General features: G+C 58.9%; 21 protein-coding genes. 9 read left to right on the top strand and 12 right to left on the bottom strand.

The annotated features are described in order from the left end of the window. Positions 1-120 precede the first annotated feature (120 nt). Positions 121-1,623 (bottom strand): AMP nucleosidase, encoded by a 1,503-nt coding sequence (locus tag PH5382_RS05205; protein ID WP_231751797.1) that lies wholly within the window; start codon positions 1,621-1,623, stop codon positions 121-123. Further along, on the bottom strand, positions 1,620-3,434 hold the full coding sequence (ade, locus tag PH5382_RS05200; protein ID WP_058333284.1) for an adenine deaminase: 1,815 nt from the start codon (positions 3,432-3,434) through the stop codon (positions 1,620-1,622). The genes PH5382_RS05205 and ade overlap by 4 nt, the downstream gene beginning before the upstream one ends. A gap of 84 nt (positions 3,435-3,518) precedes the next feature. On the opposite strand from ade, the gene PH5382_RS05195 reads away from it, so the two are divergent. Further along, on the top strand, positions 3,519-3,938 hold the full coding sequence (locus PH5382_RS05195; protein WP_058333283.1) for a VOC family protein: 420 nt from the start codon (positions 3,519-3,521) through the stop codon (positions 3,936-3,938). Here the strand turns inward: PH5382_RS05195 and PH5382_RS05190 are convergent, their stop codons facing one another. Next, positions 3,939-4,847, bottom strand: coding sequence for a LysR substrate-binding domain-containing protein (locus PH5382_RS05190; protein ID WP_058333282.1), 909 nt, complete (start codon positions 4,845-4,847; stop codon positions 3,939-3,941). A gap of 116 nt (positions 4,848-4,963) precedes the next feature. On the opposite strand from PH5382_RS05190, the gene PH5382_RS05185 reads away from it, so the two are divergent. From PH5382_RS05185 to PH5382_RS19695, 3 genes are all read left to right on the top strand, one after another. Then, on the top strand, positions 4,964-5,719 hold the full coding sequence (locus PH5382_RS05185) for a class II aldolase and adducin N-terminal domain-containing protein (protein ID WP_058333281.1): 756 nt from the start codon (positions 4,964-4,966) through the stop codon (positions 5,717-5,719). Between the two features lie 124 nt (positions 5,720-5,843). Continuing rightward, positions 5,844-6,863, top strand: a complete 1,020-nt coding sequence (locus PH5382_RS05180; RefSeq protein ID WP_082645564.1) for a sterol desaturase family protein — start codon at positions 5,844-5,846, stop codon at positions 6,861-6,863. Between the two features lie 115 nt (positions 6,864-6,978). Then, entirely contained in the window at positions 6,979-7,239 is a 261-nt protein-coding gene (locus PH5382_RS19695; RefSeq protein ID WP_156414835.1) for a hypothetical protein, read from the top strand. A gap of 11 nt (positions 7,240-7,250) precedes the next feature. Here PH5382_RS19695 and PH5382_RS05175 read toward each other — a convergent pair whose 3' ends face one another. After that, positions 7,251-8,207, bottom strand: a complete 957-nt coding sequence (locus PH5382_RS05175) for a GlxA family transcriptional regulator (RefSeq protein ID WP_058333280.1) — start codon at positions 8,205-8,207, stop codon at positions 7,251-7,253. A gap of 78 nt (positions 8,208-8,285) precedes the next feature. On the opposite strand from PH5382_RS05175, the gene PH5382_RS05170 reads away from it, so the two are divergent. Genes PH5382_RS05170 through PH5382_RS05155 form a run of 4 tightly spaced genes read left to right on the top strand, consistent with a single transcriptional unit; the run spans position 8,286 to position 12,602 of the window. After that, positions 8,286-9,449, top strand: coding sequence for an acyl-CoA dehydrogenase family protein (locus PH5382_RS05170; protein WP_058333279.1), 1,164 nt, complete (start codon positions 8,286-8,288; stop codon positions 9,447-9,449). Positions 9,450-9,453: 4 nt separating this feature from the next. Continuing rightward, the gene (locus tag PH5382_RS05165; protein ID WP_058333278.1) at positions 9,454-9,762 is read left to right on the top strand and encodes an Rdx family protein; all 309 of its coding nucleotides are present in this window, start codon (positions 9,454-9,456) and stop codon (positions 9,760-9,762) included. A gap of 6 nt (positions 9,763-9,768) precedes the next feature. Beyond that, complete coding sequence (locus PH5382_RS05160) at positions 9,769-11,805, top strand: acetate--CoA ligase family protein (protein WP_058333277.1); 2,037 nt, start codon at positions 9,769-9,771, stop codon at positions 11,803-11,805. Beyond that, on the top strand, positions 11,802-12,602 hold the full coding sequence (locus PH5382_RS05155) for a carnitinyl-CoA dehydratase (protein WP_058333276.1): 801 nt from the start codon (positions 11,802-11,804) through the stop codon (positions 12,600-12,602). The genes PH5382_RS05160 and PH5382_RS05155 overlap by 4 nt, the downstream gene beginning before the upstream one ends. A gap of 261 nt (positions 12,603-12,863) precedes the next feature. Here the strand turns inward: PH5382_RS05155 and PH5382_RS05150 are convergent, their stop codons facing one another. Further along, positions 12,864-13,499, bottom strand: coding sequence for a class I SAM-dependent DNA methyltransferase (locus PH5382_RS05150; RefSeq protein WP_058333275.1), 636 nt, complete (start codon positions 13,497-13,499; stop codon positions 12,864-12,866). 73 nt (positions 13,500-13,572) lie between these two features. Between PH5382_RS05150 and PH5382_RS05145 the strand changes: the two genes are divergently transcribed. Next, positions 13,573-14,451 (top strand): SDR family oxidoreductase, encoded by an 879-nt coding sequence (locus PH5382_RS05145; RefSeq protein WP_058333274.1) that lies wholly within the window; start codon positions 13,573-13,575, stop codon positions 14,449-14,451. Between the two features lie 429 nt (positions 14,452-14,880). Here the strand turns inward: PH5382_RS05145 and dxs are convergent, their stop codons facing one another. The 7 genes from dxs to PH5382_RS05105 all read right to left on the bottom strand — a co-directional run bounded on the left by dxs (position 14,881) and on the right by PH5382_RS05105 (position 20,911). Then, positions 14,881-16,809: a 1-deoxy-D-xylulose-5-phosphate synthase gene (dxs, locus tag PH5382_RS05135; RefSeq protein WP_058333272.1), complete on the bottom strand. Its 1,929-nt coding sequence runs from the start codon at positions 16,807-16,809 to the stop codon at positions 14,881-14,883. 67 nt (positions 16,810-16,876) lie between these two features. Continuing rightward, positions 16,877-17,740, bottom strand: a complete 864-nt coding sequence (locus PH5382_RS05130; protein ID WP_058333271.1) for a polyprenyl synthetase family protein — start codon at positions 17,738-17,740, stop codon at positions 16,877-16,879. A gap of 6 nt (positions 17,741-17,746) precedes the next feature. Next, entirely contained in the window at positions 17,747-17,998 is a 252-nt protein-coding gene (locus PH5382_RS05125; RefSeq protein ID WP_058333270.1) for an exodeoxyribonuclease VII small subunit, read from the bottom strand. Beyond that, positions 17,995-18,921, bottom strand: a complete 927-nt coding sequence (locus PH5382_RS05120; RefSeq protein WP_058333269.1) for a histone deacetylase family protein — start codon at positions 18,919-18,921, stop codon at positions 17,995-17,997. The genes PH5382_RS05125 and PH5382_RS05120 overlap by 4 nt, the downstream gene beginning before the upstream one ends. A gap of 142 nt (positions 18,922-19,063) precedes the next feature. Further along, complete coding sequence (locus tag PH5382_RS05115; RefSeq protein WP_058333268.1) at positions 19,064-19,552, bottom strand: hypothetical protein; 489 nt, start codon at positions 19,550-19,552, stop codon at positions 19,064-19,066. A gap of 124 nt (positions 19,553-19,676) precedes the next feature. Next, complete coding sequence (locus tag PH5382_RS05110) at positions 19,677-20,378, bottom strand: response regulator (RefSeq protein WP_058333267.1); 702 nt, start codon at positions 20,376-20,378, stop codon at positions 19,677-19,679. Then, on the bottom strand, positions 20,375-20,911 hold the full coding sequence (locus tag PH5382_RS05105; protein ID WP_058333266.1) for a MarR family winged helix-turn-helix transcriptional regulator: 537 nt from the start codon (positions 20,909-20,911) through the stop codon (positions 20,375-20,377). Before PH5382_RS05105 ends, PH5382_RS05110 begins: the two co-directional genes overlap by 4 nt. Positions 20,912-21,082: the final 171 nt, after the last annotated feature.

Below are 21,082 nucleotides of genomic sequence, written 5' to 3'. Positions count from 1 at the left end.
CCGAACTGTGGGGCCTCATCGGGCAACATTATCGTTATGTTGTGTAGGAACACAACGCGTAGTGTTACAAAAGACCATATAAACTAGCGATTTTTCGCAGAAAACGGTGGAAAACTCTGTTTACAGGAAGGCAGTTTCATCAAAGGAGCGCAATTTTCTGCTGTGCAGGCGTTCCAAGGGCATCGATCTGAGTTGCTCCATCGCCTTTATGCCGATCTGCAAATGGCGTGCAACCTGCGTTTGATAGAAATCCGAGGCCATGCCCGGCAGCTTCAACTCGCCATGCAGGGGTTTGTCTGAAACACAAAGCAGAGTGCCGTAGGGAACGCGAAAGCGATAGCCATTGGCGGCGATGGTGGCGCTCTCCATATCCAGCGCGATGGCACGGGACTGGCTGAGCCGCTGCACCGGGCCGGACTGGTCGCGCAGCTCCCAATTGCGGTTGTCGATGGTGGCAACTGTTCCGGTACGCATGATCCGTTTGAGGTCAAAGCCTTCGAATTCGGTCACATCTGCCACCGCTTGTTCCAGCGCGATCTGGATTTCTGCCAGCGCCGGAATAGGGGTCCAGATGGGCAGGTCATCGTCCAGCACGTGGTCTTCGCGCAGGTAGCCATGGGCAAGGACAAAATCACCCATCGCCTGCGTGTTGCGCAGACCGGCACAGTGACCAACCATCAGCCAAGCATGCGGGCGTAGAACGGCAATATGATCGGTGGCAGTTTTGGCGTTCGATGGCCCGACACCGATATTGACCAGAGTGATGCCTTTGCCGTCGGCACGTTTCAGATGGTAGGTCGGCATCTGCGGCAGTTTGGCAATGCCGGGAATTTCAGCCTTCGGATCGGTGATCTCATGATTGCCGGTGCTGACAAAGCTGACATAGCCAGAATTGGGATCGGCCAGTTGCGCGCGGGCATAGGCCTCAAATTCGGCCACGTAGAATTGATAGTTGGTGAAGAGCACGTGGTTTTGGAAATGCTCGGCGTCAGTGGCGGTATAATGCGTCAGCCGCGCCAGCGAGTAGTCGATGCGCTGAGCGCTGAACAGGGCGAGGGGGCCAATGCCGTCCTCAGATTGATAGGGGCCATTGACGATATCGTCATTGGTGGTCGCAAGATCAGGCACGTCAAAGACGTCGCGCAGGGTGAAATCCCCGGCACCTTCCTGCGGCACCGACAGATCAGGGCGCGAGGCGACCGCAAAATGTACCGGGACCGGTGTTTCGGAGGCGGCGATGGTCACCGGCTGGCCGTGGTTTTTGATCAGCAGGCCAATCTGCTGGATTAGATAGTGGCGAAACAGATCTGGGCGCGTCACCGTGGTGGCATAGGTGCCGGGGGCCGAGACATGGCCAAAGCTGAGGCGGCTATCCACCTGCGCAAAGCTGGAGGTGGTGAACCGGATCTCTGGGTAATAGGCGCGAATGCGTTGATCGGCCACCGCCCCTTCGGCCATACTACGGATGAATTCGTCACATAAGAAATCCGTCGCTTGCGCATATAGCTTTTCCAGCTGCGCCACGGCGGCGGCGGCATCGGTAAAGCTTTCAGGTGCCGGGGTTTCGGGCTGCTTGATGGTGATCGCATAGGAAGCTGGGGTCACTGGGGAAGCTTTGGTCATGTTGAGGGCTCAATCACCGGGATCATTTCAAATGTGCGCACGTCCACCAGTCCAAGGTCCGAAATCCTGAGTTCTGGGATAACCACCAGAGCTAACAGCGAATGCTGCATATAGGCATTGTTCAGCGAACAGCCGCAGGCCTCCATCGCTTCGCCCAGTTTTTGCGCCTTGGCAGCGACCTCGGTGGCGGGGCTGTCGGACATCAGGCCTGCAATGGGCAGCTCGACCAGTGCCAGTTCTTCGCCGTCGCGAAACAGGGTGACGCCGCCACCGACTTCAGCCAGGCGATTTGCGGCCATCGCCATCTGGGCGCGATCGGTTCCGACGACAATCATGTGGTGGCTGTCATGTGCCACGGTAGAGGCCATCGCCATTTTGCCTTGATAGCCAAAGCCAGATACAAAGGCATTGGTGACGCCGCCGGTTGCCTGATGCCGTTCTACCAGAGCGATCTGGCAGGTCTCGCCATCCGCGGCCATTGTGGCCTCGACGAGACCGTCGTGTACGGGCAGTTCTGCCTTAAGTGCCTTGGTCGGGGCCTGATTTTCCACCATGCCGATGACATTTGCGGTGACTGCGTTGGCGCCTTCGGGGGCTTTGATCTCAAAATCGGTTTCTGCCAGCGCATGGCCCAGATGCACGGTGCCTCGGGCGGTGTCTGGCCAGTCAAGATGTGGACAATTCACTTTGATAGAGCCTGCTTCTGCCACGACCTGGCCACGTGCCATCACCAGCTCAATCGGCAACTCACGCAGGTCAGAGGTCAGGATCACATCGGCGCGCCGTCCCGGAGTGATGGATCCGATGTCGCGCTCCAATCCGAAATGGGTGGCAGTATTGATCGTGGCCATCTGCAAGGCGATCAGCGGATCACAACCACAGGCGATGGCATGGCGTACCACCCGGTTCATATGACCGTCATGCACCAAGGTGCCGGAATGGCAGTCATCGGTGCAGAGGATGAAGTTGCGCGGGTCCAGACCCTTTTCGGTGATGGCGGTGATCTGTGCCTCGACATCGTACCAAGCCGAGCCCAGGCGCACCATGGCGCGCATGCCCTGACGCATCCGGGCAATGGCATCTGCCTCGCAGGTGCCCTCGTGATCATCGGCAGGCCCACCGGCAACATAAGCGGCAAAATCGCGCCCCAGATTCGGTGAGGCATAGTGCCCGCCGACGGTTTTGCCCGCACGCTGGGTGGCGGCGATCTCGGCCAGCATTTTTGGGTCGGCATTGGCGACACCGGGGAAATTCATCATTTCCCCCAACCCGATTATGCCGGGCCAGGACATGGCCTCTGCGACGTCTTCGGCGGTGATCTCAAAACCGGTGGTTTCCAGCCCCGGCGCCGAGGGTGCACAAGACGGCATCTGGGTGAAGATATTGACCGGCTGCAACAGGGCTTCGTCATGCATCAGACGCACGCCTTCAAGCCCCAGCACATTGGCAATTTCATGCGGGTCGGTGAACATCGATGTGGTGCCATGCGGGATCACGGCGCGGGCAAATTCCGCCGGTGTCAGCATACCGCTTTCGATATGCATATGTGCGTCGCACAATCCGGGGATCATGAAGCGTCCCTTGGCCTCGATCACCTTTGTGTCGGGGCCGATGCAATAGCTGGCATCGGGGCCGACATAGGCAATGCGCCCTGACACCACGGCGATGTCGTGGCCATCAAGCACTTCGCGGGTGTGGACATTGACCCATTTGCCCTGTCGGATCACAGTGTCAGCAGGCGCGCGACCCGCTGCAACATTGATCAGGTGAGGGGCGATATCGGGCCAACTGGGGAATGCTTTATCTGTCATGTGCCAATTGTTCTGATTGCTGCGACAAGTGCAAGCCCTGCGATCTGCGCTTGCACGAGAAACACCTATAGAGAAGGCAATAGGATGAATTATGACACGGTAGAAGCGGCTGAGTTTGGCCGCTCCCTGACTGGCATCGGGTTGAACCTGCTGGTGCGCGATGTTACGGTGCAAATATCCTTTTTAGAGACTGTTTTCGAGTTGAAAGCGCATCAACCAAGCAAGGATTTTGCCATCATCTCCTATGGCAGTCAGCTGTTTCAGCTGCACAGCGATGGCACCTATCACTCCAATCCGCTGCTGGGGCTCGTGCCAGAGATGCCGCCGCGCGGGGGTGGGCTGGAGATCCGACTGTATGAATCAGATCCAGATCTTGCTGAGGCACGGGCGACGGCTGCTGGCTATACAATCCTGCAGGCACCGACGGATAAACCCCATGGTCTGCGCGAGGCCTATATCCTGTGTGACAATGGCTATGCCTGGGTGCCGAGCCGACCGATTTGATCAGACGTCTTTAAAGCCTTCGGGCCAATCCTTGCCGCCGCTGGGTTCCAGTGCCATCTCGCTTCGTAGCCAATCGGCAAAGGCGCGCGCACTTGGGCTGTGCTCGGCCTGGGCTGACAGCAGCAGGTAATAGGCCTCGGGCACTGGCGCACGGTGTTCAAAGGGGGCAACCAGTCTACCTTGGCGGATCATGTCCCCGGCCATGATGTCATGCGCCATGCCGACCCCGGCGCCGGCAGCCACGGCGGGCAGGCAAGCCATATAGGTGGTGGTATAGGTGACGGGCGGATTGGGCCAGGGCAGGCGCTGATCCTCGGCCCAAGCGGCAAAATTGGCCATCAGATTGGCGCAGTCGAACAGCCGATGCTGGTGCAGGTCTGCCAGAGTGACCTCATACCCGGGCGCGCAGACCGGATAATAGTGATCGCGCCGCAACAGCTCTCCGCGCACCGTGTCGGCCAGCCCTAGCGAAAAGCGGATTTCCACATCGGCCCCTTCGGCCATGCCGCGCGGCTCCCAGATCTCGGTCGAGATGTTCAGTAACACATCTGGGTGTGCATCGTAGAACTGCCCCAGCCGTGGCGACAGCCACTGCACCGCAAAAGATATATTGGATTGCACCTGCACCACGTTTTTCTGCGGGCCGGAGATGGCTCGGGTGCCATTGGTCAGCGTGCGAAAGGCCTCGCGCACGACTGGTAGATAGGTGGTTCCTGTCGGGGTTAGCTCCAGCGCGCGGGGGCGACGGTGAAACAGGGTTTTGCCCAGATGTGATTCCAGCCCCTTGATCTGCTGACTGACCGCGCTTTGCGTCATATTGAGGTCGCGTGCCGCGCCGGTAAAGGACAGATGCCGGGCTGCGGCCTCGAAGGTGCGCAACCAGCCAAGGGGAGGGAGAGCGTTTTTCATGTGCATAAGTTTGCCATAAGTGCAGCTAATGGCAAGACTGCAAATAATACGCTGGTCAAACAGGTCTTTGCGGCTCAGGTTTTGGGCAACAAGACAATTGCTACAGGAGCCCCGAGATGAGCGTCACCGAGCTGCGCCCCAATATCGATCACTGGCAGGACCGCGTTGACCTGGCCGCGAGCTTTCGCTGGGTTGAACGCCTCAATATGCACGAAGGTGTAGCAAACCATTTCAGCCTCGCGGTGAACGCGGACGGCAGCCAGTTCCTGATGAACGCCAATCAGATGCATTTTGCCCGGATTACCGCCTCGAACCTGCTGTTCCTGGATGCCAACGATCCCGAGACGATGGCCAAACCGGGCGCACCGGATCCCACGGCATGGGGGCTGCATGGCTCTATTCACCGGCTGTGCCCACAGGCGCGCTGCGTGATGCATGTGCATTCGATCCACGCCACGGTGCTGGCCTCACTGGCGGATAGCACCCTGCCGCCAATTGATCAGAACACGGCGACCTTTTTCAATCGCTACGTGATTGATGATGGCTATGGTGGGCTGGCGTTCGAAGACGAAGGTGCGCGCTGTGCGGCGATGCTGACGGACCCAAAGCAAAAGGTCATGATCATGGGCAACCACGGCGTGCTGGTGATCGGCTCTGATCCGGCGGACACGCTGAACCGACTGTACTATTTTGAGCGCGCCGCCGAGACCTATATCCGTGCTTTGCAGACTGGCCAAAAGCTGCGGATCCTGTCGGATGAGATCGCCGAGAAAACCGCCCGCGAGTTGGAAGACTATCCCGCCCAAGCTGAGGCGCATCTGCGAGAGATCAAGCTGATCCTTGATAGCGAAGGCTCCACCTACGCAAGCTAATCCCCTGATCTGATCCTGTCAGACCTGAAACTCCGGCACTACCTTTTCCCTCGCGGGTGTCTTCTTGCGGGCAGGGAAAGGCATGGCTGTTGCAACCCACACTCCACCCTGAGGAGTCGCCACAATGACCACATCCGAACAAGACACCCCGCAGATGCAGGACCCGCAGATGCAGGATATGGGGCGGAATTGGAATTACCATCCTGAGCTGCCCTTGCAGAACCCCTCGATCTTTCAGTGGCCGCCAAATCCGGCGTTTTTGATGCGCTGGTTCATGCGCAACTGGCTGACCCTCAGCGAGCGGGTGCTGATGCTGGGGCTGGCGCTGATCCTGTGGTGGTTTCTATATCCTGCAATTGAGACGGCCCAGACATTTGCACCGGGCTGGATCTTGCAGGTCTGGCTGGTGAATTTCCTAATGATCTTTGTCGTGGCGGGTGGGCTGCATTGGTATTTCTACATGCGCCGGGGCCAGGGCAAAAAGCTGAAGTTCGAGCGCCGCGAACAGGGGCGGAACAACAGGTTGTGGGATTTCAGTGATCAGGTAAAGGACAATATGTTCTGGTCGCTGGGGTCCGGTGTTCTGCAGCTGACGGCGTTTCAGGTGGTGACCATGTGGCTGATGGCCAATGGCTACACCCCGATGATTACCTTTGCCAAAAACCCGGTGTGGTTTCTGGCCTTTCTGGTGATTCTGCCGATGTGGTCGGCTTTTCATTTCTACTGGGTGCATCGGCTGCTGCATCAGCCGTTTCTGTACAAGCGGGTCCACTCCCTGCACCATCGCAACGTTAATATCGGTCCCTGGTCCGGGTTCTCCATGCATCCGATAGAGCACTTCGTCTACCTGACCACACTATGCATCCATTGGGTTGTGGCGAGCCACCCGATCCATCTGTATTTTCACATCGTGTTTCAGGGGCCGGGTGCCGCGATGACCCACACCGGATACGAGGATTTGCTGATCAAGGACAAACGCTGGCTGGCGCTGGGCACGTTCTATCATCAGCTGCACCACCGCTACTACGAGTGTAACTATGGCAATCAGGAAATGCCCTGGGACCGCTGGTTTGGCACCTTCCACGACGGCAGCGCAGAGGCCACCGCCGAAACCCGCGCCCGCAAGAAGCGGATGTTTGGGTAGATTACGCTAAGCGTCTGCCCGGGCGGGAGCGGAACGCGCCCGCCGTGGGGCGGGCAGGCGCGTGTCTGCCGCTCACGCGACAGACCTTTGCTACTTTGCGCGCAAAAAGAAGGCCATGAAACAAACCGAGCCGAATTTGAATGCTGCAGCGAGCATCTTTACCAAAGCAATAATGAGTTCTGGATTTTCCACTGTCTTTTCCTACGGAAAGGGCAAGCGGATCATTTTCCATACGAGCCCCTACGCTATTGCGTGTTTGGTTGGCGGCAAATGGAAAAGAAAACTAAGAAATTGGATGGGAAGCCTGAAACCAGCCCTTAGCCCAGCGAATATGGGGAGAAAAACTCTGCTTTCAAGGCCGGTGGGGAATACTTAAGGCGAGCAAGTCTACTGGTTGTTGCGCCGCATCTGGCGCGGGGTGACACCAAACTCCTGCCGATAGGCGCGGGTCATGGCGCTGGGGTCTTCATATCCTGCACGCAGGGAGACCTCTGCCACGGTTAGATCCGTCTCTAACACAAGCTTTCTGGCCTGAATCAGCCGTAGCCGTCGATAGATCGCCTGGGGTGTTGCCCCCAGCTGAGCCTTCATCCGCTGTTCCAAATCTTTGCGGCTGCGCCCTATCTGACGGGCAATTTCGCGGATGCTCAGCGGGGTTTCGATATGCTCCTGCATCAGCGACAGGGCGCGGGCCACCGATCGGCTGCGGGCCAGTGTCTGGCTGGTTATCTGCACCGGGGCTTCGGTGACTTCCGGGCTCATGAACAGAGCGGCGACCTCTAGCCGCAGGGCGGGGCCGTGGCGCTGGCCAATCAGATCCATCATCAGGTCAAAGGCCGCCAGCGCGCCAGAGCAGGTGATGCGGTTGCCATCCTGCACATGGCGCAGGCGCTGGGCGTCCACCTGGGGGAAATCCTCGGCAAAGCCGGGCAGTTCCTCCCAATGGATGGTAGCCTGCCGCCCGTCCAGCAGCCCGGCTGCAGCCAACAACCAGGCCCCTGCGTCAAACCCCGCCAGGGTGGCATAGCGCTCTGCCGCAGCTCGCAGCCCGCGCAGTACGGTCTGACTGCCTAAACGGCGATAGCGATAGCTGGGCAGCGCGATCAGCATCTCGCCACGACAATCGGCGAGTCTGGCGTCGGGGCTGACTTCCATCCCGGCCGAAGATGTAGCCGAGGTCCCATCCAGGGTCACAAAGCGCCAAGCATAAAGCGAACGCCTCGCCAAAGTATTTGCGGCGCGCATTGGCTCCACCGTATTGGCCAGGCAATGGCCTGAAAAATCGTCAAAGAGCAGCAGATCGACCTGCTGCACTGCGGCGTGATCTTTCTCCCAACTCTGCATGAAATAATCCTGAACTGCACGAAGTGAACCTAGCGCGACGATAGACTGTACGGCAAGTCAAAGAGAAGGACACGCGCGATGCAGTTTGGCATGACAGAAGAACAGGCGATGATCGTCGACACCACCCGCGCCTTTGTGGAAAAAGAACTCTATCCCCACGAGCTGGAGATCGAACGCACCGGTCATTTGGATATGGACATCATTCGGGATGTCCAGAAAAAGGCAATGGAGGCCGGACTCTATGCGGCCAACATGCCCGAAGAGGTCGGCGGTGCCGGGCTCGATACTCTCAGCTGGTTGATGTACGAAAAGGAGCTGGGCCGCGCCAACTATGCGCTGCACTGGACCGGGGTTGCGCGCCCCTCCAATATCCTGCTGGCGGGCACGGAGGAGCAGAAAGAGAAATACCTCTTTCCCTGCATGAAGGGCGAAAAATGGGACTGTCTGGCCATGACAGAACCAGACGCGGGCTCGGATCTTCGTGGCATGAAGGCCACCGCCCGTCAGGACGGTGACGATTGGATCCTGAACGGCACCAAACATTTCATCAGCCATGCCGATATCGCCGATTTTGCCATCTGTTTCATGGCGACCGGGGTCGAAGACACCCCGCGCGGGCCAAAGAAAAAGATCACCGCCTTTTTCGTCGACAAAGGCACGCCGGGTTTCGAGGTGCGCGACGGCTATGGCAACGTTAGCCATCGTGGCTACACCAATGCGGTGCTGGAATTCGACGATTGTCGCCTGCCGTCCTCGGCCATCTTGGGCGAAGTCGACAAAGGCTTTGATGTGGCCAACACTTGGCTGGGCGCCACACGGCTGCAGGTGGCGGCGACCTGTCTGGGCCGCGCCGACCGGGCTCTGCAACACTCGGTCGAATATGCCGCCGAGCGCAAGCAATTCGGCCAGCAGATCGGCAAATTCCAGGGGGTTTCTTTCAAGCTGGCCGATATGGCGCTGGAGCTGAAAGCGGCAAATCTGCTGACTTTTGAGGCTGGTTGGAAATTCGATCAGGGCACCGTGACCGAGAGCGACATGTCTATGGCCAAGCTGAAAGCGACCGAGATGCTGGCGATGGTCGCGGATGAGGCGATCCAGATCCATGGTGGCATGGGCCTGATGGATGAGCTGCCATTGGAACGTATTTGGCGCGATGCCCGTGTTGAACGCATTTGGGAGGGGACGAGCGAGATCCAACGTCATATCATCAGCCGCGAAATGCTACGCGCGCTAGGAGCCTGATGAGATGACCACGACGCCCCCCCAAAAACCAACAGTGACCATCACCTATTGCATCGGCTGTAACTGGATGTTGCGGGCGGCCTGGATGGCGCAGGAATTGCTCTCGACCTTTCAGGGGATGCTCGGCGCGGTCACTTTGGTGCCAGGGGAGGTCGGTGGGGTCTTTGAGATCTCCGTGGATGATGAACTGATCTGGGAGCGCAAGCGCGACGGAGGCTTTCCTGATGTGAAAGAGCTGAAATCCCGCGTACGTGACCAGATCAACCCGCAACAGGATCTGGGCCATCTGGACCGGGTCAAAAGTGGTGAATAGACACAAATGAAGTCTCTAAACAGGCTGTTTAGACCCAAAACCATTGCCGTTGTCGGCGGTGGGGATTGGTGTCGTCTGGTGATTGAACAATGCCAGAAGATGGGATTTGACGGGCAGATCTGGCCGGTCCACCCAAAGGCTGAAGAACTCGCAGGCCTACAGGTTTACAAGGATGTCGCAAGTCTGCCGGACGCCCCCGATGCGACATTTGTTGGCGTCAATCGTTTTGCCACCATCGAAGTGGTGCGCGCTCTGTCTGCACGCGATGCAGGCGGCGCTGTTTGCTTTGCCTCTGGCTTCCTTGAGGCCCAGGCAGAAGATGCCGAAGGCGCTGATCTTCAGGCGCAGTTACTGGAGGCCGCAGGCGATATGCCTTTCTTGGGGCCCAATTGCTACGGCTTTATCAACTATCTGGATGGTGCCCTGTTGTGGCCGGATCAGCATGGTGGCAAGCGGGTGGAAAAGGGCGTGGCCCTGGTCACCCAAAGCTCCAACATCGCTATCAATCTGACCATGCAGACCCGTGGCCTGCCCATCGCCTATGTGGTGGCGGCAGGCAATCAGGCGCAGTCTGGTATTGCTGCCATTGGCGAAGCCTTGCTGGACGATGATCGCGTCACGGCCCTAGGTCTGCATATCGAAGGCTTTGGCGATCTGCGTGCTTTTGAGGCACTGGCAGCCAGGGCGCGTGCTCTGGGCAAATCCATTGTTGCGCTCAAGGTCGGTAAATCCGCCGAAGCGCAGGCAGCAACGATTTCTCATACCGCCTCGCTTGCGGGTGGTGACGCGGGAGCTGAGGCTTTGCTTGCACGGCTTGGCATCCCGCGTCTGAATGATCTGCCAGCATTTCTGGAGACTCTGAAGCTGCTGCATGTGACGGGGCGCTTGCCGTCAAACCGCATCGCGTCGATCAGCTGTTCTGGGGGCGAGGCTAGTCTTGCGGCGGATACAGGCCATGACCTGCCGGTGGTCTTTCCTGCATTGAATGACACACAGAAAACGGCTCTGCGGGCGGCACTGGGGCCAATGGTTGCCCTGGCAAATCCACTGGACTACCACACCTATATCTGGCGCGATACCGACGCGATGACCCGCGCTTTTTCGGCCATGATGGATCCTGATCTGGCGATGACGTTGCTGATCGTGGATTTTCCGCGTGCAGATCGGTGTTCTGCCAGTGACTGGGACTGTGCCATTGGTGCAGCTATCGGGTCGCGCAATGCCACCGGGGCAAATGTGGCTATGGTCGCCACCCTGCCAGAGCTGTTGCCGGAAGCGGTGGCAGAACAGCTGATGGCAGCAGGCGTTGTGCCCTTCTGCGGTCTCAGCGAAGCACTGGCTGCCTGTGCGGCGGCAAGCCAGCCGCTGCCGGATCTGGCTGAGCCATTGTTGTTGCCCAGCCCGGTGGTGTCGCCCAGCATGATCCCAGAGGCAGAGGCCAAGCTGCGCCTGTCTGACTATGGGCTGCGGGTGCCAAAATCCATTCAGGCAAAAACGCCCGGCGCGGCGCGGGCCGCCGCCGCCGACATTGGTTATCCTGTTGTGCTCAAGGGCGAAGGTGTTGCCCATAAGACCGAAGCCGGCGCTGTGGTGCTGAACCTGCAATCTGGCGGTGCCGTCAGCGATGCGGCAAACATGATGCCAGCCAGCCGGTTTCTGGTCGAAGAAATGGTCACTGGTGGCGTGGCTGAACTGCTGATTGGTGTCGTGAAGGATCCCGCCCATGGATTCGTTTTGACACTGGCGGCAGGGGGAACGCTGACGGAAATTCTTGCCGACAGCGCGTCGGTTCTGGTGCCAGCCAGTGATGCGGCACTCTCGGCAGCACTTGATACCCTAAAGGTGGCATCGCTGCTGAGCGGATATCGCGGCCAGCCTAGCGCTGACAGGGCTGCAATCCTGCGAGCGGTAAAAGCAGTGCAGGACTATGTTATTGCCGAGGCCGAGGGTCTGGAAGAAATTGAAATCAACCCGCTCCTGTGTACGCCAGATGATGCGGTGGCAGCGGATGCCCTGATGCAGAGAAAGGATTTTATGAGATGAACGGTATCGATACGGAAAACGGACCCGTCAAAACCCGGCGCGAGGGTGCCATCCTCGAGGTGACACTGGACCGCCCCAAGGCCAATGCGATTGATCTGGCGACCAGCCGGATCATGGGCGAGGTGTTTCGCGATTTTCGCGATGATCCAGACCTGCGCGTGGCAATCCTGACGGGCGGTGGCGACAAATTCTTTTGCCCGGGCTGGGATCTCAAGGCGGCGGCTGATGGTGATGCCGTAGACGGGGACTATGGGGTTGGCGGCTTTGGTGGGTTGCAAGAGCTGCGCGACATGAACAAGCCGGTGATTGCTGCGGTGAACGGTATCGCCTGCGGTGGCGGGCTGGAATTGGCGATTTCTGCCGATATGATCCTGGCGGCGGATCACGCAACATTTGCTTTGCCGGAAATCCGTTCAGGCACCGTGGCCGATGCGGCGTCAATCAAACTGCCCAAACGCATCCCCTATCACATCGCCATGGAGCTCCTGTTGACTGGGCGTTGGTTCGATGCGGTCGAGGCCAACCGCTGGGGGCTGGTGAACGAGATCGTGCCAGCTGATCAGCTGATGGACCGCGCCTGGGAGCTGGCGCGCCTGCTCGCCTCGGGGCCACCGCTGGTCTACGCGGCGATTAAGGAGGTGGTGCGCGATGCAGAGGATAGCAAATTCCAGGATGCGATGAACCACATCACCCAGCGTCAGTTGCGCTCTGTGGATGTGCTGTATTCCAGCGACGACCAGCTTGAAGGCGCACGCGCTTTTGCCGAAAAACGCGATCCGGTCTGGAAAGGGCGCTGACGCATCGCGTCGCCCAAGGCGGCGCGATGCCTGGCCCAAGGCTTTTGGTTGCATCTGTGATGCAAGCTAAAGGGGCGGGAGCTCCCGCCTGCTCTGGAACCTCCCTGCGGGAGGATCCGACACAGTTGGGCCTGGCGCCGCGCAAAGCGCGGCGCAGGGGAAAGCTGCTAAGGAACCACCTTACGGACCAGCCGGTGCACAGGCATTCTGCGCGGCACCCTATCTAGGGCCGAACACGCGGTCCCAACAGCGATAGGGGCCTCAGGATTTTTTAAACAGCGCGATCAGGGCGGTATCGTGTTGATGTTCGCCTGTCGCGCCGGATCCGTAGATAGCTACCTTTGGCAGGGCCAGGTCTGTGATCTGTCCCTGTGCAAGCATTCGATCAAAGGCCTCTGCAAACCCGGCCTTGTGGTAGAATTTTGCATTGATCGACAAGGCAAACTGCGCGCGACTTGCACCCGCACGTAGCAGATTTTCCAGTGCTTCTGGTCCGATGTGGCCATGGGTAAAAGTGCCGGAAGAGATCACGCCGCGATAGCTGCCATCCCGCACCGGGATACCAGCGAGAAGATCGGCCTCGATGGTGCTGCGGTACAGGTTTTTCTGCCGGGCTCGTGCCAGCATCTCCGGACTGATATCGGTGGCATCGATCTCGCAGATGCCAAGCCGGATAAGTTCTTCGGCGCATAGACCGGTACCGGCCCCGGCGTCCAGAACCGGCCCCTTGCCGCCGACCGTAACAAAGGCCTGCGCGGTTCGCTGCGGCAGAAGGTATTTTTCCTCAGCGGCAAACCCGCGATCATAGGTTTTTGCCCATTCGGCATAGAGTCGCTTTGTGCCTGATAAAGAGGCAAGATCGTAAGCGGCGGCGAGGTCAGGTGCTTTGCTATCCATCTGTCCATCAAAGAACGTCGCCAGATTCGAATCAAGGCTTGCGCCGCACGGGGCTTCGTCCCATTTAAAAGGGATGCAGAAAACGCTTTTATGTCTGGGATTTGGCTATACCGCACGGGTGCTTGCGCAGCAGCTTCTGGCGCAGGGCTGGCGGGTGATCGGAACCACGCGAGACGCACGTGAAGACAGACCTTTAGCCGAAGTTGAGATCATCACTTGGCCAGGGAATCCACTGCCGCTAAAGGGCGTGACCCATATCCTCAGCTCGATTGGTCCAAATGTAGCTGGGGATCCTGTGCTGGCTGCCCTGTCGGCAGAGATCGCAGCGGCGCCTGATCTCGAATGGGTTGGCTATTTGTCCACTACGGCGGTCTATGGTGACCGGCAGGGTGGATGGGTGGATGAAACCGCAACCGTTGCCCCAACCAGTGAACGCGGCCATTGGCGCGCTATGGCCGAATCGCAGTGGCAGCAGGTACCGGGTCTGCCGCTGCACATTTTTCGCCTGGCCGGTATCTATGGCCCCGAGCGCGGCCCTTTTGCCAAGCTGATGGCAGGGCGGGCACGGCGTATTGTCAAGCCGGGGCAGGTGTTTTCGCGCATTCATGTGGATGATATTGCGCAAACGTTGCTGGCCTCGATAAAGACACCCAGCCCAAGGGCGATCTACAACCTGTGTGACGATGATCCGGCCCCGCCTCAGGACGTGCTGGGCTATGCAGCTGAGTTGCTAGGGCTGCCGGTGCCGGCTGAGGTGCCCTTTGATGAGGCAGGCATGACCCCAATGGCGCGTAGTTTTTACGGTGAAAACAAACGCGTCCGAAACAATCGTATCAAGGATGAGTTGGGTGTAGAGCTGCTCTACCCGAGCTATCGTGAAGGGTTGCGGGCAGTGCTAAAGGCCGAGGACATGGAGAGATTTGTTCCGCCGGCGGAACCTCCGGCGCTGTAGCGGACAGGGCTAAATGCTGGATCTTATCTTTGTGTTCTTGAATTTCAGACTGTTGGGGCGCATCCGTAAAAAGCTTTAATAACGTTTCCCAGGCCAGATGGAGCAGATTTGGGACAGCCTAGGATACAATGTTCAAATCGGCATAGCGACGGCCCCGTCGGTCTTTGCCTTCATTTCTGATCGGGCAGCTCTGCTAATTGTCTTCGTAGCACGGCGCGATGAAATTCCTGTCATGCAGTTGGGCGAGGATGAAATCGCAGAGCCGGTTTTCAAATTGAACCAAAAACGGTCAGCATGGCTGTATCGAATTCTGAACAAGACGTGTGGGCTGTCTTGAAAAGGTATTCTAAGTCGGCTTTGTCTGCGTCTGGTACCGTGTCTATGTATTTTATCAGCAGGCCCAAACTGCCCTGGGCTGAATGAGAATTATCAGGCCCGCTTCTCGCCGATCCGTGCAACCCCCAGAACCTCCAGCACTTTGGCTTCGATTTGTGGGGCATTCATGGCGGCGACCTCGTACATGTCGGCAGGGCTGGCCTGGTCGATGAAGGTATCCGGCAGCACCATTGAGCGGAATTTGAAGCCACGATCAAACACGCCCTCATCCGACAAAAGCTGTGCCACATGGGAGCCAAAGCCGCCCACGGCACCTTCCTCAATCGTGATCAGCGCCTCGTGGTCGGCCACCAGTTGCAAGATCAGCTCGCGGTCCAGCGGTTTGGCGAAACGAGCGTCTGCGATGGTGGGTGTGATACCCTTGGCGGCCAGTGCCTCCGCTGCCTTGCGGACTTCGCCCAGACGAGTACCAAAGGACAGGAGCGCCACACGCTTACCGTCCTGAATGATCCGACCTTTGCCGATTTCCAGAACCTCCGGAGTTTCGGGCATGTCGACGCCCTCGCCCTCACCCCGGGGGTAGCGAAAGGCGATTGGGCCGTCATCGTAGGCGGCAGCAGTGGTCACCATATGGGCCAGCTCTGCCTCGTCTGCGGCGGCCATTACCACCATGCCGGGCAGGTTGGACATAAAGCCGATGTCGAATGATCCGGCATGCGTCGCGCCATCGGCACCGACCAGACCAGCGCGGTCGATGGCAAAGCGCACAGGCAGGCGCTGGATGGCGACGTCATGCACCACCTGATCATAGCCGCGCTGCAGGAATGTCGAATACATCGCGCAGAATGGCTTCATCCCGCCCGCAGCCAATGCGGCGGCAAAGGTGACCCCGTGCTGTTCGGCTATGCCCACATCAAAACAGCGCGAAGGGTAGCGTTCTGCCATCAGGGCGAGGCCGGTTCCGTCCGGCATGGCGGCAGTGACAGCGCAGATTTTGTCGTCCTTGGCGGCCAGTTTGACCAGTTCGTCCCCAAAGACGCCGGTATAGGAGGGCGCATTGGAGGGGGCTTTTTGCTGCTTTCCGGTCACCACGTCGAATTTTGCGGTGGCGTGACCCTTGTCACGTGCGGCCTCGGCGGGGGCGTAGCCCTTGCCCTTTTTGGTCAGTACGTGGATCAGAATCGGCCCTCTGGCGCGGGCCTTGACGGTGCGCAGCACCGGTAGCAGCTGGTCGAGATCATGCCCATCGATAGGCCCGATATAGGAAAACCCCAGGCTTTCGAACAGGGTGCCGCCCACGGCCATGCCCTTGATCATGTCCTTGGCGCGTTTCGCGCCTTCGCGGAAGGGTTCCGGCAGCAGCGAGGCTGCCCCCTTGGCGACGGCCTTCAGTTCCTGAAAGGGCTCTTCGGCATAGAGTCGCGACAGATAGGAGGACAGCGCGCCAACGGGTGGCGCAATCGACATCTCGTTGTCGTTGAGGATCACGAACATGCGCTTGTCGAGATGGCCTGCGTTGTTCATCGCCTCAAAGGCCATGCCCGCCGACATTGAGCCATCCCCGATCACCGCAATCGCATCCCCCAGACCTTCGGGGACTACGCCGCCCAGATCACGGGCGACGGAAAAGCCAAGGGCCGCCGAAATTGAGGTGGAGCTATGGGCCGCGCCAAAGGGGTCATAGGGGCTTTCGGAGCGTTTGGTGAAACCGGAAAGACCGCCCTTAGTGCGCAGGGTGCGGATCCGGTCACGGCGCTCGGTTAGGATCTTGTGGGGGTAGCTTTGGTGCGACACATCCCAGATCAGTTTGTCACGCGGGGTGTCAAATACCGCATGCAGGGCCACGGTCAGTTCCACCACACCCAGACCTGCGCCCAGATGGCCGCCGGTTTCGGACACCGCCGATATGGTCTCTTGCCGCAGCTCATGCGCCAGCTGGACCAGTTGGGCATCAGACAGCCCTTTCATGTCCGCGGGGCGCGAGATCTGGTCTAGCAGCGGGGTATGAGGCCGATCTGACATGGCTTCTCCTTGGACGGTTGCCTGGGGGCGTTCGGATCCCCCGGGCCGGGTAGGGCGCAAAAGCGGTTTAGCTCTCGCGGGCAATAACGAAGCGCGCGGCTTCCTTCAAGCTTTCCGCCCGTGCGCCGTAGGGAGCCAGAGCAGCACAGGCTGCATCGCAAAGGTCATGCGCACGTTGCTTGGCGGCCTGCAGACCCAGCAAGGAAACAAAGGTGGCCTTGCCTGCATCCACATCCTTGCGCACGGCTTTTCCGACCTTTTCGGCATCCCCTTCGATATCCAAGATGTCGTCAGCGATCTGAAAGGCAAGGCCAAGGGCGGTTGCGTATTGCCGCAGGGGGGCGGGATCAGCCCCGGCCAGCACCGCGCCGGCTGTGGCGGACCATTCGATCAGGCAGCCGGTCTTGCGGGCTTGTAGCCGGGTGATTTCATCCAGCGTCAGTGGGGTGGCAGCGGTTTCAGCTGCGATATCCAGCATTTGGCCGGATACCATGCCATCTTTGCCTGCCGATTTCGCCAGCCCTTGGATCAGCATTAGCGCATTGGGCCCCATATCGGGGTTGGCTAGCAGTTCAAAGCCAAAGGTCTGCAGGCTGTCGCCTGCGAGCACGGCCATGGCCTCGTCCCATTTGCGGTGCAGGGTGGGCTGACCACGGCGCAGATCATCGTCATCCATGCAGGGCAGATCGTCATGCACAAGTGAGTAGGCATGAACACATTCGATCGCCAGCGCCGCTTCCAGAGCAGCGTCTTTGCTGACACCGTGCAGGCGGGCGCTTTCCAGCACCAAAAAACCACGCAACATTTTACCGCCGACAATAGCGTAGCGCATCGCTACATGCAGAGAGTCGTGACCTGCCAAGCGGGTTTCGGCATGGCTGGTGATTTTGTGCTGCGCTGAGGTCAGTGCGGCTGTGAATTTCGCGGTCATGAGGGGTCAGCCTGCGTCCAGCGGTTGGGTGCCCGTTGGGGTGCCGCTGGCGTCCAGCGTGATGGCCGCGACCTTTTCTTCGGCGCGTTTCAGCTCATCTTCGCAGCGTTTTTTCAGGGCGGCGCCGCGTTCATACAGCGCAATTGAGGCGTCCAAGGCCACATCACCGCGCTCTAGCTGGCCAACCACGGTTTCCAGTTCGCGCATCGCCTGCTCAAAGCTCATCTCTTCTACGGAGGGGGCGGGGGTGTCAGTCATGTCGCTGCCTTTATCAATTCTTCCACATGCGCGCGCGTGGCCTGCGCAAGCGCGTTCAGATCATATCCGCCTTCCAAAGTCGAGACGATACGGCCCTGACACATCTCATCGGCGATTGAACACAGCGCTGATGTCAGCCAGGCAAAATCTGCCGTACTCCAGTTGAGGCTGGCGAGCGGGTCGTCGTGATGCGCGTCAAAGCCGGCCGAGATGATGATCAGCTCGGGCTTGAAAGCGCGCAGGCGGGGGAAAGCCAGTGTTTCATAGGCGGCACGCATCTGTTCGCCACCCGATTCCGGTGGCAGCGGCATATTGAGGATCTGTCCGTGTGCTCCGTCTTCGTCCGCCCGGCCCGAGCCGGGCCAGAGCGGCATTTGCTGGCTGGAGATAAACAGGGCGCGGGCGTCGTCCCACAGCAGATCCTGGGTTCCGTTGCCGTGGTGGACATCAAAATCCACCACAGCGACCCGTTTCAGCCCGTGGTGATCCAGGGCATGTTTGGCCGCAAGAGCTGCATTGCCAAAGAAGCAGAACCCCATTGCCGTCTCGCGCTCAGCGTGATGACCCGGCGGGCGAATGGCGGCAAAGGCGTTCTGAACTTCACCGCTCAGCACCATGTCGACAGCCCGTACTGCCGCACCTGCGGCGCGGAAAGCGGCATCTAAGGATCCAGGCGACAGGAAGGTGTCACCATCAATCTGCGCATAGCCTTCCTGCGGGCGGGCCGAACGCAGCGCGCGCAGATGATCGATGGGGTGAACGCGCAGGATGTCATCTTCTGCGGCCATGGGGGCTGTGACCCGCTTTAGCTCCAGTGGTTCGAGCGCGTGCAGGATATGCTGCAGTCGGGCCACCTGTTCCGGGTGACCTTCAGGGGTTTCATGGGTCAGGCAGTCGGCATGGGTTATCAGGGCAGTTGTCATTCAGCATGTCCCGGGACGTGAATTGGAAGATTTTGAGCTGCCAAACTGGTGGCATCACTGCATCAAAGCTTATTGTCCAACAGTGTCGAGCCACAAGATGCAACTCTGAGATCACAAGAGTTTGAGCTCCATTAGAGCGGGCTCAGCCCATTTCTTCCTGACAGGCGACAGTGGCCTCAAACCCAACATAGGAACCCTGCAGATCTATCGCCATGACTTCGCCGTGTTCGTTGTAAAGCGTCATGGTGTATTTTTGCGCCAGATCGAACAGGAAGTCAGAGTTGGAAAAGGCGATATCGGCGCCGGGCACATCATTGAGGTAGATACCGGTCGCCTCGCCATCATATTCCTGACCGTCAAGATCAAAGGCAATTGGATAGGTCTCGCCTTCCTCGATGCCCTCCCAGGCGGTGTTGAAGGCGGTGACATAGGCGTTGCCCTGATTGCGATCAAAGCCGATCCGTACCACAGAGCCGTCATTATTGGTGGTCTGAATCAGGCAGCCATTCCCAAGCGAGGGATCGATCATAACATCCCAACCGCCAGCTTCGCCCCAATACTGCAGCTCCTGAGCTTGAACTGAGAGTGGCAACAGGCAGGCGGTAGTCATGGCGAGTTTAAAAATGTTCATGTCTATCCCTCCAATTGAAACGCCCCATTTTCCTCGGGGGTGATTGGAGGCAGCCTAGACTATTTCGGAAAAAATGGTCCTTAAAACCTCAACCCGCATCAATCTTTTGAGGCGGGCGCCAGAATTAGTCAGGCGCCAACATGTAGCCGGCACCACGGACGGTTTGCAGATATTGCGGTTGTTTGGGGTTTGGTTCGATCTTGCGCCGCAGCCGGGTGATTTGGACATCCACAGCGCGTTCCTGGGCCTGGCCACGATCGCGCCCCAGATCTTCGACCAGCTTGCTGCGGCTCACGGGTTCGCCCGGACAGGCAGAAAAGATCTTCATCAGCTGGCTTTCAGTGCCAGTCAGGCGCACCAGATCGTCACCCTGCCACATCTCACCGCGCTCAATATCATAGCGGATCTGGCCAAGATGCAGTACCTTGGGGGCGCTGTCCTGCGCTGTTGTGTCGGGCACCCGACGCAAAATGGCATTGACCCTGAGCAGCAGCTCCTTGGGCTCAAAAGGTTTTGGCAGATAGTCATCTGCCCCAGCCTCGAGCCCGACAATTCGGTCGTCGGTTTCCCCCTTGGCAGTGAGCAGCAGGATTGGTGTGGTCATGGTTTCGCGCAGGGATCGGGTCAGCGAGATCCCGTCTTCGCCCGGCATCATCACATCGCAGATGATGAGATCAAAATCGAGCCCGGCCAACACCCGGCGCGCATGAGCGGCATCGCGCGCCGCCGAGACCAGAAACCCGGCCCGCATCAGGAATTTTTTCAGCAATCCGCGAATACGCTCGTCATCGTCAATGATCAGCAGATGAGAGTCAAAAGTGCTCATGATCCTGTTTCCCGCAAAGTGACATAGGCCCGGCGCATATCTGCATCCATCATAGCCTCGAGAACCTTTTTAAACCCTTGCACCGCTTCGGGTCCGGCATCCTTGTAGGCGGCACGCATGCGGGCGCGCTGGGCATCAGAGAGCTTTGCTTCCAGCGCCTTGCCATTTTCGGTCAGATGCAGGTGTCGTTCGCGCTTGTCGGAAACACCGACGCGGCTTTCCACCAGCCCATCGCTGATCAGCGTGCGCAGCACCCGGTTGAGCGACTGTTTGGTCACCCCCAGGATGGTGAGCAGGTTGTTCACCGTCGTGCCAGGGGCCCGATTGATGAAGTGAATGGCGCGGTGATGGGCGCGCCCATAGGACATTTCGGCCAGAATGCGGTCGGGATCAGCGGTGAAGCCGCGATAGGCAAAGAACATTGCCTCGATCCCCTGACGCAGCTGTTCATCGGTCAGAAACAGCAGGCTTTCGCCGCCAAACCCTTGGCTGGACCGGCCTGTTGACCGCCCGTTTGAGCCACCCTCTGCCATGGCGCTCTCCCCTATGCTTACCTCAATACCCTTTGGGTCAGTTTATGTCAGCCATGTTGACATTCCAAGAGCGAAGATGTATCGAATCGCAGCTTTGGCGCAATAATATGTCCGCTCCGGTCATTTAGGGCGCAACTTATGGAAATATCGACCTGCTTTGAGGAGGCTGCG

It is taken from the genome of Phaeobacter sp. CECT 5382 (assembly GCF_001457775.1).
Classification (GTDB): Bacteria; Pseudomonadota; Alphaproteobacteria; order Rhodobacterales; family Rhodobacteraceae; genus Pseudophaeobacter.
The sequence above is the reverse complement of the archived record's forward strand: the minus strand, read 5'-3'. Positions and strand labels throughout refer to the sequence as shown.

Excerpts from the sequence above, each read along its gene's own strand:
- PH5382_RS05205 (WP_231751797.1), bottom strand. The coding sequence starts at position 1,623 with ATGACCAAAGCTTCCCCAGTGACCCCAGCTTCCTATGCGATCACCATC.
- ade (WP_058333284.1), bottom strand. The coding sequence starts at position 3,434 with ATGACAGATAAAGCATTCCCCAGTTGGCCCGATATCGCCCCTCACCTG.
- PH5382_RS05195 (WP_058333283.1), top strand. The coding sequence starts at position 3,519 with ATGAATTATGACACGGTAGAAGCGGCTGAGTTTGGCCGCTCCCTGACT.
- PH5382_RS05190 (WP_058333282.1), bottom strand. The coding sequence starts at position 4,847 with ATGAAAAACGCTCTCCCTCCCCTTGGCTGGTTGCGCACCTTCGAGGCC.
- PH5382_RS05185 (WP_058333281.1), top strand. The coding sequence starts at position 4,964 with ATGAGCGTCACCGAGCTGCGCCCCAATATCGATCACTGGCAGGACCGC.
- PH5382_RS05180 (WP_082645564.1), top strand. The coding sequence starts at position 5,844 with ATGACCACATCCGAACAAGACACCCCGCAGATGCAGGACCCGCAGATG.
- PH5382_RS19695 (WP_156414835.1), top strand. The coding sequence starts at position 6,979 with ATGAAACAAACCGAGCCGAATTTGAATGCTGCAGCGAGCATCTTTACC.
- PH5382_RS05175 (WP_058333280.1), bottom strand. The coding sequence starts at position 8,207 with ATGCAGAGTTGGGAGAAAGATCACGCCGCAGTGCAGCAGGTCGATCTG.
- PH5382_RS05170 (WP_058333279.1), top strand. The coding sequence starts at position 8,286 with ATGCAGTTTGGCATGACAGAAGAACAGGCGATGATCGTCGACACCACC.
- PH5382_RS05165 (WP_058333278.1), top strand. The coding sequence starts at position 9,454 with ATGACCACGACGCCCCCCCAAAAACCAACAGTGACCATCACCTATTGC.
- PH5382_RS05160 (WP_058333277.1), top strand. The coding sequence starts at position 9,769 with ATGAAGTCTCTAAACAGGCTGTTTAGACCCAAAACCATTGCCGTTGTC.
- PH5382_RS05155 (WP_058333276.1), top strand. The coding sequence starts at position 11,802 with ATGAACGGTATCGATACGGAAAACGGACCCGTCAAAACCCGGCGCGAG.
- PH5382_RS05150 (WP_058333275.1), bottom strand. The coding sequence starts at position 13,499 with ATGGATAGCAAAGCACCTGACCTCGCCGCCGCTTACGATCTTGCCTCT.
- PH5382_RS05145 (WP_058333274.1), top strand. The coding sequence starts at position 13,573 with ATGCAGAAAACGCTTTTATGTCTGGGATTTGGCTATACCGCACGGGTG.
- dxs (WP_058333272.1), bottom strand. The coding sequence starts at position 16,809 with ATGTCAGATCGGCCTCATACCCCGCTGCTAGACCAGATCTCGCGCCCC.
- PH5382_RS05130 (WP_058333271.1), bottom strand. The coding sequence starts at position 17,740 with ATGACCGCGAAATTCACAGCCGCACTGACCTCAGCGCAGCACAAAATC.
- PH5382_RS05125 (WP_058333270.1), bottom strand. The coding sequence starts at position 17,998 with ATGACTGACACCCCCGCCCCCTCCGTAGAAGAGATGAGCTTTGAGCAG.
- PH5382_RS05120 (WP_058333269.1), bottom strand. The coding sequence starts at position 18,921 with ATGACAACTGCCCTGATAACCCATGCCGACTGCCTGACCCATGAAACC.
- PH5382_RS05115 (WP_058333268.1), bottom strand. The coding sequence starts at position 19,552 with ATGAACATTTTTAAACTCGCCATGACTACCGCCTGCCTGTTGCCACTC.
- PH5382_RS05110 (WP_058333267.1), bottom strand. The coding sequence starts at position 20,378 with ATGAGCACTTTTGACTCTCATCTGCTGATCATTGACGATGACGAGCGT.
- PH5382_RS05105 (WP_058333266.1), bottom strand. The coding sequence starts at position 20,911 with ATGGCAGAGGGTGGCTCAAACGGGCGGTCAACAGGCCGGTCCAGCCAA.